Annotated in this window: 17 protein-coding genes; 2 read left to right on the forward strand and 15 right to left on the reverse strand. The window is 60.5% G+C overall.

The features are described from left to right. Window positions 1-130: 130 nt before the first annotated feature. From hpaA to hpaG, 8 genes are all read right to left on the reverse strand, one after another. Window positions 131-1,021 carry a 4-hydroxyphenylacetate catabolism regulatory protein HpaA gene (gene hpaA / locus AB8846_RS10595; protein ID WP_370732677.1) on the reverse strand — a complete coding sequence of 297 codons (891 nt, stop codon included), beginning with the start codon at window positions 1,019-1,021 and terminating at the stop codon, window positions 131-133. After that, the gene (gene hpaX / locus AB8846_RS10600) at window positions 993-2,345 is read right to left on the reverse strand and encodes a 4-hydroxyphenylacetate permease (RefSeq protein ID WP_370732678.1); all 1,353 of its coding nucleotides are present in this window, start codon (window positions 2,343-2,345) and stop codon (window positions 993-995) included. The genes hpaA and hpaX overlap by 29 nt, the downstream gene beginning before the upstream one ends. A gap of 21 nt (window positions 2,346-2,366) precedes the next feature. After that, complete coding sequence (hpaI, locus tag AB8846_RS10605) at window positions 2,367-3,164, reverse strand: 4-hydroxy-2-oxoheptanedioate aldolase (protein ID WP_370732679.1); 798 nt, start codon at window positions 3,162-3,164, stop codon at window positions 2,367-2,369. Window positions 3,165-3,173: 9 nt separating this feature from the next. Beyond that, a complete protein-coding gene (gene hpaH / locus AB8846_RS10610) occupies window positions 3,174-3,977 on the reverse strand; it encodes a 2-oxo-hept-4-ene-1,7-dioate hydratase (protein ID WP_023615753.1) in 804 nt (267 codons plus the stop codon). Window positions 3,978-4,124: 147 nt separating this feature from the next. Then, window positions 4,125-4,505, reverse strand: coding sequence for a 5-carboxymethyl-2-hydroxymuconate Delta-isomerase (locus AB8846_RS10615; protein ID WP_331413491.1), 381 nt, complete (start codon window positions 4,503-4,505; stop codon window positions 4,125-4,127). A gap of 9 nt (window positions 4,506-4,514) precedes the next feature. Then, window positions 4,515-5,366 carry a 3,4-dihydroxyphenylacetate 2,3-dioxygenase gene (gene hpaD, locus AB8846_RS10620; protein WP_370732680.1) on the reverse strand — a complete coding sequence of 284 codons (852 nt, stop codon included), beginning with the start codon at window positions 5,364-5,366 and terminating at the stop codon, window positions 4,515-4,517. Between the two features lie 2 nt (window positions 5,367-5,368). Next, entirely contained in the window at window positions 5,369-6,835 is a 1,467-nt protein-coding gene (hpaE, locus tag AB8846_RS10625) for a 5-carboxymethyl-2-hydroxymuconate semialdehyde dehydrogenase (protein ID WP_047367279.1), read from the reverse strand. Further along, window positions 6,832-8,109 carry a 4-hydroxyphenylacetate degradation bifunctional isomerase/decarboxylase gene (gene hpaG / locus AB8846_RS10630; protein ID WP_370732681.1) on the reverse strand — a complete coding sequence of 426 codons (1,278 nt, stop codon included), beginning with the start codon at window positions 8,107-8,109 and terminating at the stop codon, window positions 6,832-6,834. Before hpaG ends, hpaE begins: the two co-directional genes overlap by 4 nt. 271 nt (window positions 8,110-8,380) lie before the next feature. Here hpaG and hpaR point away from each other — a divergent pair, with 271 nt between their 5' ends. Next, window positions 8,381-8,821 (forward strand): homoprotocatechuate degradation operon regulator HpaR, encoded by a 441-nt coding sequence (gene hpaR, locus AB8846_RS10635; protein ID WP_023334396.1) that lies wholly within the window; start codon window positions 8,381-8,383, stop codon window positions 8,819-8,821. Between the two features lie 83 nt (window positions 8,822-8,904). Next, on the forward strand, window positions 8,905-10,569 hold the full coding sequence (gene tsr, locus AB8846_RS10640) for a methyl-accepting chemotaxis protein (protein ID WP_063143380.1): 1,665 nt from the start codon (window positions 8,905-8,907) through the stop codon (window positions 10,567-10,569). A 276-nt stretch (window positions 10,570-10,845) separates the two neighbouring features. On the opposite strand, the gene AB8846_RS10645 is transcribed toward tsr, so the two are convergent. From AB8846_RS10645 to AB8846_RS10675, 7 genes are all read right to left on the reverse strand, one after another. Next, on the reverse strand, window positions 10,846-11,352 hold the full coding sequence (locus AB8846_RS10645; protein WP_370732682.1) for a GNAT family N-acetyltransferase: 507 nt from the start codon (window positions 11,350-11,352) through the stop codon (window positions 10,846-10,848). A gap of 29 nt (window positions 11,353-11,381) precedes the next feature. Beyond that, a complete protein-coding gene (locus AB8846_RS10650) occupies window positions 11,382-11,855 on the reverse strand; it encodes a hypothetical protein (RefSeq protein WP_032660867.1) in 474 nt (157 codons plus the stop codon). 1 nt (window position 11,856) lies between these two features. Beyond that, a complete protein-coding gene (locus AB8846_RS10655) occupies window positions 11,857-12,597 on the reverse strand; it encodes a winged helix-turn-helix domain-containing protein (RefSeq protein ID WP_331413483.1) in 741 nt (246 codons plus the stop codon). Window positions 12,598-12,723: 126 nt separating this feature from the next. After that, a complete protein-coding gene (locus AB8846_RS10660) occupies window positions 12,724-13,680 on the reverse strand; it encodes a spore coat U domain-containing protein (RefSeq protein ID WP_370732683.1) in 957 nt (318 codons plus the stop codon). After that, window positions 13,671-15,962, reverse strand: coding sequence for a fimbria/pilus outer membrane usher protein (locus AB8846_RS10665; RefSeq protein ID WP_370732684.1), 2,292 nt, complete (start codon window positions 15,960-15,962; stop codon window positions 13,671-13,673). The genes AB8846_RS10660 and AB8846_RS10665 overlap by 10 nt, the downstream gene beginning before the upstream one ends. Next, window positions 15,883-16,659, reverse strand: a complete 777-nt coding sequence (locus tag AB8846_RS10670) for a molecular chaperone (protein ID WP_063143272.1) — start codon at window positions 16,657-16,659, stop codon at window positions 15,883-15,885. Before AB8846_RS10670 ends, AB8846_RS10665 begins: the two co-directional genes overlap by 80 nt. A 2-nt stretch (window positions 16,660-16,661) precedes the next feature. Next, on the reverse strand, window positions 16,662-17,159 hold the full coding sequence (locus AB8846_RS10675; RefSeq protein ID WP_063143273.1) for a spore coat protein U domain-containing protein: 498 nt from the start codon (window positions 17,157-17,159) through the stop codon (window positions 16,662-16,664).

Here is a 17,159-nt window from a genome sequence, read left to right on the forward strand (position 1 = left end):
GAGAGGGGCGGAACGTGAAGGGACGTTTGGGACAACGGCGGGTACTTTTCGGGCGGGATTGGGATTTGTGATCTGTGCGGCTTTTCGGCGGGTGGTGCTGCGCTTACCCGCCCTACGAAACGTGATGCGTTCAGGAAACCGGTACTTTCTGCGCCCGGTACGCGCTCGGCGAGCACCCCACTAAGCGGTTAAAAAATCGGGCAAAATAGGCCGGATCCTTAAACCCCAGCTGCCAGGCAATCTCGCTGACCGCGCTGTCGGAAAACAGCAGCAGCCGTCTGGCCTCGCGCAGCTGCCGGTCGAAGATCAGCCGCTTCGGCGGGCGGTTGGCGAAGCGGCGGCAGATATCGGTCAGGCGGGATTCGGTCAGGTGCAGCTCGCTGGCGTATTCGGGCACCGTCCAGTGCTGGTGGTAGTGGGCATCTATCAGCTGGGTAAAGCGCTGGAACAGCTTCAGCTCGCCGCGCATGCCGCCCGAAGCGTGGTCGTCGAGCTTCGCGTTGCGCAGCAGCAGGGTAAAGACCGCCTGGGCCAGCAGGGCCAGGGTATGCTCGCGCCCCGGCAGCTGTTCCGTGGATTCCCGGGCAATAAGCTGCCAGTAGTGCTTCAGCGCCGCCAGCTCGTCCGGCCTGTCGGCCAGCGAGAGGCAGATCCCCGGCAGGCCAAACGCTTCCCGCGTGCCGGGGTAGAGCACTTCAAGCAGCGGCCAGATCAGATCCTCGCGCACCGTCAGCACGTGCCCGTCGCTGTCGGATTCGGTGATAAACGCGTGCGGCACCGACGGCGGCGTGAGGACGAACAGCGGAGCCTGCACCGAGTAGCGGTGATCGTCGAGCTGGAGCTCAATCTGTCCGGTATCGAGAAAGTGCATCTGAAAATACTGGTCGTGACGATGCGCCTGCATGTCGCGGCCAAAAAAGGCCGCCATGCGGGCGAACGACTGGTAGTGCACATCGTCGGTGCCCAGACTTTCGTCGTACTCCTTGCTGATATCAATGTTGGCGATAGGGCTCTGGCACATGATCGTTCCTCTGTTGATCCCGCTGCGTCATCGGAATGCGCGTCAGCACCAGCGCGCCGACCACCAGCAGCCCGGCCACAAACCACAGCCCGGAGCTGAAGCTGCCGGTCGCGTCGCGCAGGATCCCAATCAGCAATGGGCTGACGGCGGATCCGACGTTGCCGATAGCGTTGATCACCGCCAGCGCCACCGCGCGGGACTGCAGGCTAATCACCCGATCCGGCGTGGTCCAGAATATCGCCATGGCGGTAAACGATCCGGTTGAGGCCATGATGATGCCAAGCAGCTGGATCAGGCTGTGATCGGTGGCCGAGGCCAGCATCCATCCCGCCGCGGCGAACAGGTACGGCAGGATGGTATGCTTTTTTCGCTCTTTCAGCCTGTCGGAGCGTCGGCTCCACCAGATCATCCCGAGAATGGTGCAAAACTGCGGGATCGCCGCCAGCAGGCCGATGACGATATTGCTGCTCCCCGTGTTGAAGCTTTGCAGGATCTGCGGCGTCCAGATGTTGATGGCGCTGAGCGTGTTGGTCAGGCAGAAGTAGGCCAGCGTGTAGAGCAGCACAGCCGGGGTCAGCACTTCGCGCAGCGTCGATCGCGGCGTGACGGATTGGGCAATAGCGACCTCCTGCTCGCGGGCGATCATCGTTTTCAGCGCCTGCTTTTCGTCATCGTCCAGCCAGGTGGCCTGATCCGGCGTGTCGTTGAGGTAAAACCAGGTCACCACGCCGAGCACCACCGACGGCAGCCCCTCCAGCAGGAACAGCCACTGCCAGCCCTTCAGGTTCCACAGCCCGTCCATCGCCAGAATGTAGCCGGAGAGGATCGAGCCGAGCATCATGGTCACCGGCATGGCGATCATAAACAGCGCGTTGGCGCGGGCGCGGTGATAGGCCGGGAACCACCAGGTGAGATAGACCAGGATCCCCGGCAGGAAGCCCGCTTCCGCAATGCCCACCAGCATGCGTAAAACATAGAGCGTGTGCGGGCTGGTGGCGAACATGGTACAGGTGGAGGCGATGCCCCACACCACCATGATCCCGGCGATCCAGCGCCGCGCGCCGATTTTCGCCAGCATGATGTTGCTCGGGATCCCACACAGCACGTAGGTGACGTAAAACAGCGTCGCGGCCAGGCCAAACATGGTCGACGTAAGGCCCAGATCTTTGCCCATCGTCAGCCCGGCAAAGCCGATATTGATGCGATCGAGAAACGAAAAAACAAACAGGATGAAGAGAAAGACGATCAGGCGTCGGAACAGCTTGTTAATGGCGCGATGTTCAACAGCTTTATTATCATGAGGTTGCAGGGTAGAGGTCGTCATGGTGCGCTCCAGATCTTACGTTTAGTAGACGGATTTATTGTTATTAACTGACGTAACCGGTTGTTCGATAAAGCGTGCCGCCAGCGCTTCCGCGCCGCGGGCGAGCAGGGTGGTGTCGACGCCGACGGCAACAAACAGCGCGCCGAGTTCAAGGTAGCGTTTCGCCAGCGGCTCGTTCGCCATCAGGATGCCGGGCGCTTTACCGGCGCTAAGGATCTGCGCGATCGCCTGCTCGATGGCGGCCTGCACCTCCGGGTGCTGCGGATTGCCGGCAAAGCCCATGTCGGCGCTCAGATCCGCCGGGCCGATAAACACGCCGTCGACCCCTTCCACGTCCAGGATCTGCGGCAGGTTTTTCAGCGCCTCGCGGGTTTCGATCTGCACCAGCACGCACATGGCGTCGTTGGCCTGCTGCAGGTAATCCGGGATGCGGTTCCAGCGCGAGGCGCGCGCCAGGGCGCTGCCGACGCCGCGAATGCCCGCAGGCGGGTAGCGGGTGGAACGTACCGCCAGCCGCGCTTCGTCGGCGTTTTGCACCATCGGCACCAGCAGGGTTTGCGCGCCCACGTCCAGCAGCTGTTTGATCTGCACCGGGTCGTTCCACGACGGGCGCACCACCGGCTGGCTGGCGTACGGCGCGATGGCCTGTAATTGGGTTAAGACGGTTTGCACGCTGTTCGGCGCGTGCTCGCCGTCGATCAGCAGCCAGTCGAAACCTGCCCCCGCCAGCAGCTCGGCGCTGTAGCTGCTGGTCAGCCCCAGCCATAAACCGATTTGCGGGCGGCCCGCTTTCAGCGCCGCTTTGAATGCGTTTTGCATGGTTGTCTCCTAAACAAAGCGGCAGCTGATGGAGCCCATGTTGCCGTAGTCCACGTGGAAGGTGTCGCCTCTGCTGGCGGGCACCGGGCGGGTAAACGAGCCGCCGAGAACGATCTGGCCGGGCTCAAGCTGCACGTCGTACGGGGCGAGCTTGTTCGCCAGCCACGCTACGCCGTTCGCCGGGTGGTTAAGCACGCCCGCGGCAACGCCGGTCTCTTCGATCACGCCGTTGCGGTAGAGCAGGGCGGAGATCCAGCGCAGATCCAGCGCGTCGGGCTTAATCGGACGGCCGCCGAGGATCACCCCCGCGTTGGCGGCGTTATCGGAGATGGTGTCGAACACCTTGCGCGGGCGCTGGGTTTCCGGGTCAACGTTGTGGCAGCGGGCGTCGATCAGCTCCAGCGCGGGGATGACGTAGTCCGTCGCGTTGTAGACGTCGAAGATCGTGCAGTTCGGGCCGCGCAGCGGCTTTGCCAGCACGAACGCCAGCTCCACTTCGATGCGCGGAACGATGAAGCGGTCGACGGGAATATCGCTGCCGTCGTGGAAGAACATGTCGTCCAGCAGCGCGCCGTAGTCCGGTTCGCTGATCTGGGAGCTGGCCTGCATCGCTTTGGAGGTGAGGCCGATCTTGTGGCCCTTCAGCACGCGGCCTTCGGCGATTTTCAGGCTGACCCATTCGCGCTGGACGGCGTAGGCGTCTTCAATCGTGATCTCCGGGTAGTCCAGCGAGATCGCGCGGATCTGCTCCCGGGATTGTTCCGCCTGATGCAGACGATGGGCGATCAGGGTATGGGTATGTTTGTCGAGCATGGCGATATCCTGTTCTTGCCGGGTGGCGCTGCGCTTACCCGGCCTACGGTTTGGTGCTGCTGTTGCCGGGTGGCGCTTCGCTTACCCGGCCTACGTTCGGGGCCGTTGTAGGCCCGGTAAGCGAAGCGCCACCGGGCGAGCAGACGGCTACGTAAACAACGCGTGCACGTTGTTCTGTTTGTAATTGAGCGTCGGATGCAGTTCGTCGAGCTCGAACGACAGCGCCAGATAGCGGGCGGCCATCAGCTCCGCGAAGTGCGTTTTGATCAGCGCAAACAGCATCTCCCCCACGGCTTCCCGGCTCTCCAGGCTGCGCCCGGAACCAATCTTCAGCGTCATATGCACAAAGGCGTAATCGTGCCTGCCGTCGGCCATCTGCCAGGTGTCCAGCCAGTGGGCGCGGCTGCGGATACCGCCGATGGGGAAGATGCCCGTGGCGGCGAGCGCCTCGTTCACTTTGGCGAACAGCCCCGGCAGGTCGGCCTGCTCGCGGATGTTGTCGGTGCATTCAGCAATAAAGTGCGGCATGGTGGCTCCTTACGCGGGCAGCGGGAAAACGGCGTTAACCTGGCCGGTGCCGGAGCTGGCGAACAGCTCGGTGAGGAACTCCACCTTGCCGTCGTAGTTGTCCCAGCCGAGCATCCCCAGCAGCATCACCGTGTCGTGCATATTGCCCTCGCCGTAGCAGTAGTCGGCGTACTCCGGCAGCATGTTGCAAAACTCTTTGAACTGGCCCTCGCGCCACAGCTTCACCACGCGCTCGTCCATCTGACGGTCAAACTCGCGGGTGTAGCTGTTCATCCCTTCTTCCGCGCGCTGGTCGTCGATAAAGCGGTGCGACAGCGAGCCGCTGGCGAGCACCGCCACGGTGCCGTCGTATTTCTCAATGGCGCTGACGATGGCCTCGCCCAGCCTGCGGCTGTCGGCGAAGTCGTGAACTGTGCAGAACGCCGAGATGGAGATCACCTTGAAGTGTTTATCCGCGTTCATGTAGCGCATCGGCACCAGCGTGCCGTACTCCAGCTTGAGGCTCGGGATGTTGTGCGCTTTGGCGCGCACGCCGAGCTTCACCGCCTCGTCGGCGATCAGCTGGCCGAGCGCCGGGTTGCCGTCGTAGTCGTAGGTCATATCGCGGATAAAATGCGGCAGCTCGTTGCTGGTGTAGACGCCCGCAAAATGGTCCGCACAGTTGATGTGGTACGCGCTGTTCACCAGCCAGTGGGTGTCGAATACGATGATGGTGTCCACGCCCAGCTCGCGGCAGCGCTTGCTGATCTCTTTATGCCCGTCGATGGCCGACTGGCGGCAGCCGTGGTTTTTCCCCGGCAGCTCGGAGAGGTACATCGACGGTACGTGGGTGATTTTTGCCGCTAACGCTAATTTACCCATGATCAGATCCCCCACTTTGGAATCGGATGGTCGCCCATGGAGATGCAGACGTTCTTCATCTCCGCGAACACCTCGAAGCTGTACTCACCGCCCTCGCGGCCGGTGCCGGAGGCCTTCACGCCGCCAAACGGCTGGCGCAGGTCGCGCACGTTCTGGGTGTTCACGAACACCATCCCGGCTTCGATGCTGCGCGCCAGGCGCAGCACCTTGCTGACGTCCTGTGTCCAGATGTACGACGCCAGGCCGTACTCCACGTCATTCGCCAGGCGCAGACCTTCCGCTTCGTCCTTAAACGGCAGCAGGCAGGCCACCGGCCCGAAGATCTCCTCCTGCGCCACGCGCATGCGGTTGTCGACGTCCGCCAGCACGGTTGGTCGCAGGAAGTTGCCGCCCTTCAGGTGCGCAGGCAGATCGGTTGGTTTGTCCGGGCCGCCCGCCAGCAGGGTTGCGCCTTCTTCAATGCCGAGGCGGATGTAGCCGGAAACCTTCTCCCAGTGCTGTTGGCTGATGAGCGCGCCAATCTGGGTGTTCGGATCGGTCGGGTCGCCCACGCGCAGGCGGTTGGCGCGCTCGGCAAAGCGCTTCACGAATTCCGGGTAGATGCTCTGCTGGATAAAGATGCGCGAGCCCGCGGTGCAGCGCTCGCCGTTGATGGAGAAGATGGTGAACAGGGCGGCGTCCAGCGCGCGCTCGATGTCGGCATCTTCAAAAATCAGCACCGGGGATTTGCCGCCCAGCTCCATGGAGTATTTCTTCAGCCCGGCGTTTTTCATGATGTTGCGCCCGGTGGCGGTGCCGCCGGTGAAGGAGACGGCGCGCACGTCGTGATGGCGCACCAGCGCGTCGCCCGCCGTCGCGCCGTAGCCCTGCACCACGTTCAGCACGCCCGCCGGAATACCCGCCTCCAGCGCCAGCTCGCCCAGACGGTCGGCGGTCAGCGGCGAGAGTTCAGACATCTTCAGCACCGCGGTGTTTCCGAGTGCCAGGCACGGCGCGACCTTCCAGGTGGCGGTCATAAACGGCACGTTCCACGGCGACACCAGCGCGCAGACGCCCACCGGCTGCACAAGGGTGTAGTTGAGCATCTTGTCGTCGACCGGGTAGGTTTTGCCGTTCATCTGCTGGCACACCTCGGCGAAGAACTCGAAGTTGTGCGAGGCGCGCGGAATGAGCACGTTTTTGGTCTGGTGGATCGGCAGGCCGGTGTCGGCGGTTTCCATGGCGGCAATCTCGGGCACGTTCTGGTCGATGAGATCGCCCAGACGACGCATCAGGCGCGCGCGCTCCTTCATCGGCAGGTTAGCCCACTTCGGGAACGCCTCTTTGGCGGCGGCGACGGCCTGGTGAATTTCAGCTTCCCCGCCGGAAGCGACTTCCGCTAATACCTCGCCGGAGGCCGGGTTGGTGGTGTGGAAGTACTCGCTTCCCGCGACGTTTTTACCGTTGATCCAGTGGTTAATCTTTTTCATTTTGCAGTCTCCTCGCTGACAATTCGGTTCACCAGGCGTCCCACGCCCTCCACTTCCACCACCACTTCGTCGCCCGGCACCACGTCGGACAACCCTTTCGGCGTGCCGGTGGCAATCATGTCGCCCGGCTGCAGGGTCATAAAATCGCTCAGGTACGCAATCAGGAACGGAATGCTGAAGATCAGATCCGCCGTGGTGCCTTCCTGACGCAGCTCGCCGTTGACGAAAGTGCGCAGGGTGAGGTTGTGCGGGTCGGGAATGGCTTCTTTCGGCACGATGTGGGGGGAAATGGGCGTCAGCCCGTCGCGGCTTTTTACCCGCAGATTCGGGCGATAGTAGTTTTCCAGGTAGTCGCGGATGGCGTAGTCGTTGCAGACCGTATAGCCCGCAACATAGTCCATCGCCTCGGCTTCGCTGACCTTACGCGCGGTTTTACCGATGACCACCACCAGCTCCGCTTCGTAATGCATGTATTCGATATTGTTCGGGCGCACCGACGTCTGGCTGTCGCCGTTGAAGGTGTTCGGCGCTTTGATAAATACCAGCGGCTCGGTGGGCGGCTTGAAGTCCAGCTCGCTGGCGTGATCGGCGTAGTTCAGACCGAGGGCAAACAGCGTGGCGTGCGGCGGCGTGTGGTGCGCGAGAGTGACGTTGCGCTCATCCACCACCGGGTTTTCCAGCGGCGGAAAACCTGCCGCCAGAATACGCACGCGATCGCCCGGGCGGATCTCAACGCGGCTTTGCGGGGTACCGAGCAATATCGCATCGCCTGGATTGAGGGTGGCGAACTCGCTCAGGGCGCTCAGCAGTTCAGCAGCGCTGCGCTGAAGATCGGCCGTGTTCCAGTGGTCCGCTTCGCGGCCGTTGATCTCGGTGATGATGGTCAGGTTATCCACGCTTTCAACGGCGACCAGTTCGCCGAGCGGGCAAAATCCGTCCCGGCATTTGGCCTTGATGGCCGGGCGGTAGAAGCTCTCTTCCGGCAGGCTCACCTCGTTGGCCAGCGCGTATCCGGCGATGTAGTCCGCCGCGTTTTCTGCGCTAACTTTGCTGGCTTTTTTGCCGACGACCAGCGCCACCGTCGCACCGCTCAGCACCGTTTCCCCCTGCGGGAAGGGGATCGGCTCGCCCGCGCGAATCACCGTGTTATGCGGCTTGATAAACCACACCGCTGTTTTCGGCGGCGTGTTGTAGGGGGCTTTTTCAAACGCCTCACGCCAGGCTTCACGCTGGCTTTGATGGTTGAGGGCGACGGCAAAAACTGTACCTTTCATTCACATACTCCTCACCCCGGCGGTCCGGGTTGCGATTTCATTAATATGTTAATGATCTGGTTTTATGCTTTTGCTGTTTATTTCGCAATCAGAAGTGAAAATTTTGTGATAGGAATAACAATAAATTTACATTATTGGTTTTATTTATAGTTAAATCATCGTGTTAATGAAATTGACTGGTTTCTGTTAGACTTTTTGACGGAAAACATGTTGTTTATAAAAGCATCTTTTTGTGATTGTTTACTTGTTAATGATGTGAAGGGGAGAGGCTATGCATGATTCATTAACCATCGCGCTGCTGCAGGCGCGGGAAGCGGCGATGTCGTACTTCCGTCCGATTGTGAAGCGCCATAATCTGACCGAGCAGCAGTGGCGAATTGTGCGGGTGCTGGCTGAACATCCGTCGATGGATTTTCACGATCTGGCGTTTCGCACCTGCATTTTGCGCCCGAGCCTGACCGGCATCCTGACGCGCATGGAGCGCGACGGCCTGGTGCTGCGCTTAAAGCCGGTGAACGACCAGCGCAAGCTGTACGTGTCGCTGACTAAAGAGGGGAATGCGCTGTATGAACACGCCCAGGCGCAGGTCGAAGAGGCGTATCAGCAAATTGAGGCGGAATACACGCCGGAGAAGATGAAACAGCTGACGGCGCTGCTGGAAGAGTTTATTGAACTCGGAAACCGGCATAACGCAGCGCGGGAAGAAGAGTAAAAACCACAAATTCCAGGATGATTTTCGTAAAGTTTTCCCTTTCCAGGCCGAAAATTCTGTATCTGTCTGAGGAAAGAGAAAACATGTTAAACCGTATCAAGATTGTCACCAGCTTAATGCTGGTTTTAGCGATATTTGGCCTTTTACAACTCACATCCGGTGGTCTTTTCTTTAATGCCCTTAAGAATGACAAAGAGAATTTCACCGTCCTGCAAACCATTCGCCAGCAACAATCCACGCTGAACGCCAGCTGGGTCGCGTTGCTGCAAACCCGTAACACCCTGAACCGTGCGGGTATCCGCTACATGATGGATCAGAGCAATATCGGCAGCGGCGCGACCGTTAACGATTTGATGCAAATTGCGTCTACGTCTCTGAAACAGGCGGAAAAGAACTGGGCTGCCTACGAAGCCCTGCCGCGCGATCCGCGTCAAAGCGATGCGGATGCCATGGAGATCAAGCGTAACTATGATATTTACCACGGCGCGCTGGCGGAGCTGATTCAGCTGCTGGGGGCAGGCAAAATCAACGCCTTCTTCGACCAGCCGACCCAGAGCTATCAGGACGGTTTTGAGAAGCAGTACGTGAGCTACCTGCAGCAGAACGACAAGCTGTACGAAACGGCGGTCAAAGACAGTAACAGCTCTTACAGTCAGGCTATCTGGGTGCTGATCAGCGTCCTGATTGCCGTGCTGGTGGTGATCGTGGCCGTCTGGCTGAACATCAAGCAGACGCTGATCTCTCCGCTGAATCGTCTGATCGACAACATTCGCCATATCGCCAGCGGCGACCTGGTGAAGCGCATTGAGGTTCAGGGCACCAACGAGATGGGTGAACTGGCCGACTCGCTGCGTCATATGCAGGGTGAGCTGGTGCGTACCGTTGGCGACGTGCGTAACGGCGCCAACGCGATCTACAGCGGCGCGAGCGAAATTGCGATGGGCAATAACGACCTCTCCTCCCGTACTGAACAGCAGGCCGCTTCCCTGGAAGAGACCGCGGCCAGCATGGAGCAGCTGACGGCGACCGTTAAGCAGAACGCCGAAAACGCCCGTCAGGCGAGCCATCTTGCGCTGAGCGCCTCTGAAACCGCGCAGAAAGGCGGCAAAGTGGTGGATAACGTGGTGCAGACCATGCGCGATATCGCGGGCAGTTCGCAGAAAATTGCCGATATTATCAGCGTGATCGACGGCATTGCCTTCCAGACCAATATTCTGGCACTGAACGCGGCGGTAGAAGCGGCGCGTGCGGGCGAGCAGGGCCGTGGGTTTGCGGTGGTGGCAGGTGAAGTGCGTAACCTGGCCCAGCGCAGCGCCCAGGCTGCTCGTGAGATCAAGAGCCTGATTGAAGACTCCGTGGGCCGCGTAGAAGTGGGCTCGACGCTGGTAGAAAGCGCCGGTGAAACCATGGGTGAGATCGTGAGCGCGGTGACCCGCGTAACGGACATCATGGGTGAAATCGCCTCTGCGTCTGACGAGCAGAGCCGCGGTATCGACCAGGTGGGTCTGGCGGTAGCGGAGATGGATCGCGTGACCCAGCAGAACGCCTCGCTCGTTGAGGAATCTGCCGCAGCGGCGGCCGCGCTGGAAGAGCAGGCGAGCCGTCTGACGCAGGCCGTGGCGGTGTTCCGCATTCAGCAGGAGCAGATGAAAGCGCGCGAACTCGCTGCGGCTAAAGCGGTTTCCACGCCGGTGATGGCGCGTAAAACCGCGACGGCCGATTCAGGCGATAACTGGGAAACGTTCTAACTCTGCGCGTTGTGCCGGGTGGCGGCTGCGCCTTACCCGGCCTACGGTTCGTGGTTTTTGCCGGGTGGCGGCTGCGCCTTACCCGGCCTACTGTTCGTGGTTTTTGCCGGGTGGCGGCTGCGCCTTACCCGGCCTACGGTTCGTGGTTTTTGCCGGGTGGCGGCTACGCCTTACCCGGCCTACGGTTCGTGGTTTTTGCCGGGTGGCGGCTTCGCCTTACCCGGCCTACGGTTCAGGGTTTTGTAGGCCCGGTAAGCGAAGCGCCACCGGGCGATATCAAAGCGGCAGGCGCATGGCGCAGCGGGAGTTATACGCTAAGCCGTGCGCTGCTTCTTCTTCACGTTTTTCACGCAGTTCAGGCGTGAGTTCAGTGACGTATTCAAACCCCAGCTTTGCATAGAAAGGCGCGTTCCACGGTACGTCCCGAAACGTCGTCAACGTTAGCGACGCCAGCCCCAGCCTGCGGGCATGGTCAGCCGCACGGGCGATGAGCTGCCGACCCATTCCGTTTCCCTGCCAGTCCAGATCGACCGAAAGCTCCACGATAAAAAGCGACGAAGAATGTGCTTCGGTGAGGATAAACCCTGCGGGGCGGTCGTTCACCAGCGCCAGCCAGCTTAGCCCACGTTCGGCATACTCAAGATGCTGCTCAGCGGAAAGGACCTCACCGTCGGCAAGCCAGGCGAATTTGGGGTCTTCACGAAATCGCTGACCCGCCGCGCGTTCAATGGCGGGCAGGGCAGTAACGTCGTTAGGGGTAGTGGGGCGAATATGAATGTGCATGGCGGCAAGTATAGCCTGACCCGTCGACATTATTCCGAGCAGACCAGCACCGGCGAGTAAAAATTGCTGATCACCAGCGCGTCTTCCGGCGTGCGCTCAATCGTCAGCAGCCTTTTATTGCCCAGCGTCAGGCCCGCGACGTACTTCTCAAAGACGCCGGGCGGCATGGCATCGTGGCTAAAACGCTCCACTTTTTGAATGACAATTTCATACAGTTCGCCCTCCACGTGACGCCATTTAAACATCTCCTGGCGGGAAACCTCCCAGCTGCGCGGCGCATTCACCACGCTGCCGTTTAGCGTGATGTATCCCGTTTTGTCGGGATGAAAACGCATAATGATCTCGCCGTCAAAGGTGAAATCGTGGCTGTCGCGCCTGTCGGAGAAGGTCAGGTTTCCATCGCAGGCCACCGAGAGCGGGGGCGTGTGGAAGTACCAGGCCAGCGCGGCGCCCAGCAGCAGCAGGTTCAGGATCAGAATTAGCCAAACTTTTTTGTGTCTCATATCACCACTCGTAATAGTAAAGCGTACGACAGGCGCTGGCTTTACCACGCGTGAGAGAACATTGGGAGAGTACCAGCCGCCCTTCGTGGCCGTAGAAAAGCGTTCTCTGAATGTGCATGTAGAAGATGGAATTTTTCAGGCACGGAAGATGGCCGTCCTGCTGAAGCGTCTGCGCCAGCCCAATCGCCTTCTCATGGAACACGTCCGCCAGCGGCGTAAAGGTGTAGACCGGACAGGTGCCGATATGCGTCAGCAGGTGGATCTCCCTCTGCGCGTTTTCTGGCTTGATGAGCGCGATCCAGATGCATAGCGCAACGACGACCAGCGTAAGTGCGCCGCAGAACAGCCATTCCGGGCGAACGCGCCATGCAGGTTTCGCCGTTTCGGCGGTCGCTGGGGCCTCCTCAAGCGGGGTGACCGTGACGTCTGCGCTGAGCATAAAGCCTGTTTTCGGTACGGTAACGATAAACAGCTCGTCGGGAAGCAAGGTCGCCAGCATCTTGCGCAGAATACTGATGTACTGGTTTAAGGAGTTGTTAGACCCCTGGAGCCCTCGCCGATCCCAGACTTCCTGGAGAAAGGTTTCCCGTTCGATCACGTTCCCATGATGCTGAACCAGCAGCCTCAGGATGGTATTAGCCGTACAGGTGAGGATCTGCGCATCCTCATCCGGCGCATTGATAAGAGAAACAGAACCGTCCTCGTCGTTATAGACGATGGCGTCAGCAAGCAGGTATTTCATAAGTTGTTGTAATACAGACAGAGATAACAAATAAAAAGAGAAGGCTTACGCCTTCCGGGCAGCACTGCTGGCTATTTTAACGCCACTGTTACCGATAACATTGATCCAGACAGGATTTTGGGTGGTTCAATAAGTCAGCGTGATAATCACGTCATCAATAAATTCCCCGGTACCGGTTAGCTGCTGCGCCGGGACCTCGCCGTAAACCGTGAAGTTCTGGGTGCCGCCAGCGGGATTGGTGACCTGCAGCGCATCGCCGCTGCTTTGATCCCCCCAGCGTTGCGTGGCCGCCTCATCCTGCCAGAGCCCGTAGCGCAGGCACTGGCCCTCGTTGTTGCAGAGCTGTCGCTGATTACCGCTGGCGTGGTTGCCTTTGCCCATGGCAAGGGTGAACGCGGTTCCGGACGGACAGCGCGTGGTGAGAGTGGCGGAGGATCGCGTCGGGCGCAGGGTTGCGGTGCTGGTCAGGGTGCCGAAGTTGAGCGGTGTCACGCGCTCGATGTAGCATCCCTGGCTGATTTCGGCCTGCGCGTTGGTGCCGCCCTGCACCTGCTCCCCCTCTGCGGAACCGTCCGAGCAGTTTTGCAGCGCATCCTGACGCATGGCGCTGTGCCAGGCGATGCGCAGATTCATGTTGTAGTTGTAATAGTGATATGCCGGAAGCTGGCTTTGCCCTGCCGGAATGGTAGCGATAAGCGGAAAGGTACCGCTGACGTTGGCATTGCTTTCCGCGGCCAGGGTCTGCTGAATCAGGTTCCCGCTGCTGGCAGGCCCCAGCTCCTGAGCGCGCGCTGCGCCGTTAAGCAGGCGGAAGAGGAGGGTGTACTGTTTCCCCTCCTGGTCCCCCGGCGAGATCATCTCAAAGGGCGGGGCGTCTACGCTGCTCAGGCAGACGTTGATATATTCCGTCCGGCCCTCGTTGTCGGCCTGGCAGCTAAATTTTACCTCGGTGTTGACGGAGGTGGTATTGCCCGCCACGACGTTGCCAAAGTTAATGGCGGGCGTGGAGGTTATCCAGCAGGCTGCCGCCATCGCCTTCACGGACAGGACGAGCAGCAATAATAACGGCGTTCTTAATGACACAGTTGTTCTCCGATATTCTGTATAGATGACGCGGTACGCGGCGCCGGAAGCGTGACCCGGCACTCTCCCTCACCGGTCTTCACCACCAGTTCACCCGGCAGGGGCGGATCTTCAAGCCAGATAAAACCGTCGCGTCCCACGATGGTGGCACCCTGCGGCGTTGACACGACGCTGCCCAGCGGGAGCGGCCTGCGGTGGCTGTCGACCAGTCTGGCCTGAACCGTGACGGCGTGATGGACGTTAAAATCGACTTTGACCGCGCTGCTGTTGCCCGGTCTGGCATGCATGTCGGTGACGGGAGCAATCACATCGGCAGGCAGATCGAGCGGGTCAATGCTGACTTTGCTGTTGTGGTAACGCGGCAGGTCGGTCAGCAGGAGATAACCGTTCTCATCCGTTTCACCGGCCGGGCGGTTTTCCAGCATCACCGGTACGTGCCCGATACCGCGCGTTGAGACCAGTGCCAGGCCCTGCTCGCTGTAGCGCAGGGCGTGCAGGCTATTATCCAGCAGCGTCAGGCTGCCTTCGGCTGAGGCATACTGATTGCCCACGTTAGCGCCTTGCTCCAGCCCCACATGCCACTCTCCGGCGTGACCCAGATAGCCCACGTCAGCATACTTTTCCCGGCGTTCGCCAACGCTTTGCCCCAGCTGCCATGACCAGCCGCCGGTCTGGTCGTCGGGCTGATGGCGATAGTCCATGCGCGGGGAGTCCTGGCTGGCCTGGAGTGAAAGGGTGTCCTGGCGGCCCAGCGGCAGAGAGAGCATAAGCTGAACGTTGCTCGACGCGTCCGTAAACGAGCGGGTATAGCTCAGCGTGGCGGAGAGATGCGCCGGTAAAAAAACGGACCAGGAGGCATTGAGATAGCGTTGTTTGTTACCCTGAATTTCTTGTTGTACCCAGCCCACGCCTGGCGTACCGACGCGGGAGAATGAATGGCTTAGCCACACGCTATCGCTGCGCCTGACGGGCACGGCACCGCTCATGCGGGCATTATCGGCGAAGGCGGCATCGGTACGGACAGTGCTGGCAGAAATGCCCATCCCGCCGCCGTTCCACTGCCAGCCAAGGCCCCACTGCATTCCCTGACCGTAGGGGCTGTCGCTCGCCGCGACGTGCTGGCTGATAATGCCTGCGTCGGGGGATATCAACCAGTCAACGCCTGTCCCGAGATTACGCAGTTTGCGCTGCTGCTCCGTATGCAGCGCCAGCGTCAGGTGGTTATTGACCCCATAGCGCCAGCCGGCGTCGAGCATCGGCGACGCGGCATAGTCGTCGGAACGCTGGGCGTAGTTTTGCCGCATCCAGCCGATATCCAGCGAGCCGCTGCTGAGCCCTTCGGCCAGCATTCCCGGTGCGCCGTACACGTCGAGCTGTACGGTGCGACGCTGGCCGTTGATGTCGGTAATGACTACCTGCGCCTGCCCGCTTCCGGTGAAGGCCGGCAGAGTATCCAGCGTAAACGCCCCCGGCGTCACGCGCTGGCTGCTCTGCTTAAGGCCGTCGATATACAAATCGACCGTGGAAGGCAGCACGGCCGTGTCGCTGAAGCGGCTGCGCGGTTCAGTATTGAGCTGCGGATCGAGTTCAAAATTACGCGCCCAGTGCAGCCCGCCAAAGCGCACCTGCCGGCTCCAGCGGGTGCCGGTGGTGATGCTGTCGCCCAGCGCCAGAGTGGTCAGCGAATCGGTGTTGTCCCTCTGCCAGCGGGTTTCGAGACGCGTGTGGGCTGGTCGACCGGCGCTGTTTTCCTCTCCGGCATGGCTTGAAAAACTGCTGCTGAACGTCCCGGGCAGCACCCCAGATGCGGTCAGCTGGGTCTGGGCATTCAGCTGGCGTTTACCCTGTGCATCGCTGGCGTAGAGGGCGTAGCCGAGCGTAAACGCGCTGATGGGCTGGGCCTCAGGATAGGCGTACTGCGGGGACGATTTTTCGAACGTCAGATGCTGCTGGCCCTCGAGCGCCTCTGCCTCGGCCATAATCGACACCTGCTGGGCAAGCAGGTCGATATCAACCTTCAGGCCCGGCAGGGCCGTCAGGTCTACCCATCCGCCGCGATCGTCCGGGGCGCGGAGCCCCAGTTTTTTGATGTCGCTGTCGCTAATCCACAGCGCATCGTCCACCACCCGACAGGCCCACAGATCCCCTCGCGGGGCGTGATTCACGGTGATGGCCAGCCATTGTACGGTGTCGGCGGTACCTTCAGTGCGGGCTGACAGCATCAGCGGTAGCCAAAGCAGGAGCGCGAGAAGCGAGCGGGCGCAGGGGTATCTGGCTGGCATGGTGGTCATCGTTGAGGTAGACGCGTAACGCGCTGAGCGTATGGCGTGACGCTTGCTTAAGTTTCACAAGAGCGGTCTGTCCCGGCAGTACATAGCCCGCCAGTCCTTTAATCGAGCCCGCAACCTGCCCACTGGCCGTCAGGGCCTCAAGATGGCTCAGGCGAATATGACTTTTTCCGGCGTTATAGCAGCGGATTGTCGCCGGGCTGTCCGCCTGTTCACAGCTCAGGGCATCGTGGTCGACGGGGGTATTCTGGGTTCCGGCAATGAATACCGGAATCGAATAGCGCAGCAGGAAGTGCACCGCCGTGGGATTGGCGGTACGGGACGTGGCGTCCGGCAGTTCGTCGATGACCAGCCGGTAACTTTGCTCCTGTGCACGGATGCCAGGCTGCATGACGATAATGCGCACCAGCTGCTGCTGGCCCGGCGCCAGCGCGGTCATCGCCGGGCTGCTGACGACCTCATTGGTGGCGACTAAGACATCCTGACCGTTTTTCTGGGTCCATTCGTACACCCGAATCTGCGCATGAATGGCCGCTTTTCCACTGTTGGTGAGGGTGACCGCCGTCGCTCTTTGACCGCTTTGCAGATCGAGCGTGACGGGCGCCACCTGCAGCGTGGCGGCCAGCGCGTAGCGGGACAGCAGCGTCAGCATCATGAGCCACAGAATGAGACAGGGAAGATAACGACGCACGATCAGTACACCAGGTTTAAGGTGATGTCGTCGCTGTAGGCTCCTGCCTGTGCGGTCGTCAGGGCGCCTGCGTCAATCACGCCAAAGAGCGTCTCTTTCTGCTCCTGACCGTTGCCGGTGTCGGTTAGCCCATCGGTGCTGGTGATTTGGGTCTGTTTGCCTTCGTCAGCAAAGAGTTTCCAGGCAATCTTCTGTGCGCCCGTTTCGCCGTTTTCCGGCTTCAGCCAGAAGGTGCCGTTCTCGCTGCTGTCGCTGCTGGTGGCGGAGAGAGTGAACGGGGTCCCGTTGGTACAGACGATATCGACCTGCGTGCTGGCCTGGATTTCACTCGATTCATCCGAGCCGTGGCGCGCGAAATTGAGGTCGTTGGCTTTGAGGGTGCATGACTTCACGACCTCAAGTGAGACGTGCATCGTCGCGCTTGCGGTACTGTCTCCGGCGATCGCGGCGGCAGGAAGCAGGAGAGCGGAACAACATACAGCAGTGGTGATAATTTTCAT

This window comes from Enterobacter sp. KB-221C9, from assembly GCF_041320715.1.
Taxonomy (GTDB): Bacteria; Pseudomonadota; Gammaproteobacteria; order Enterobacterales; family Enterobacteriaceae; genus Enterobacter; species Enterobacter asburiae_D.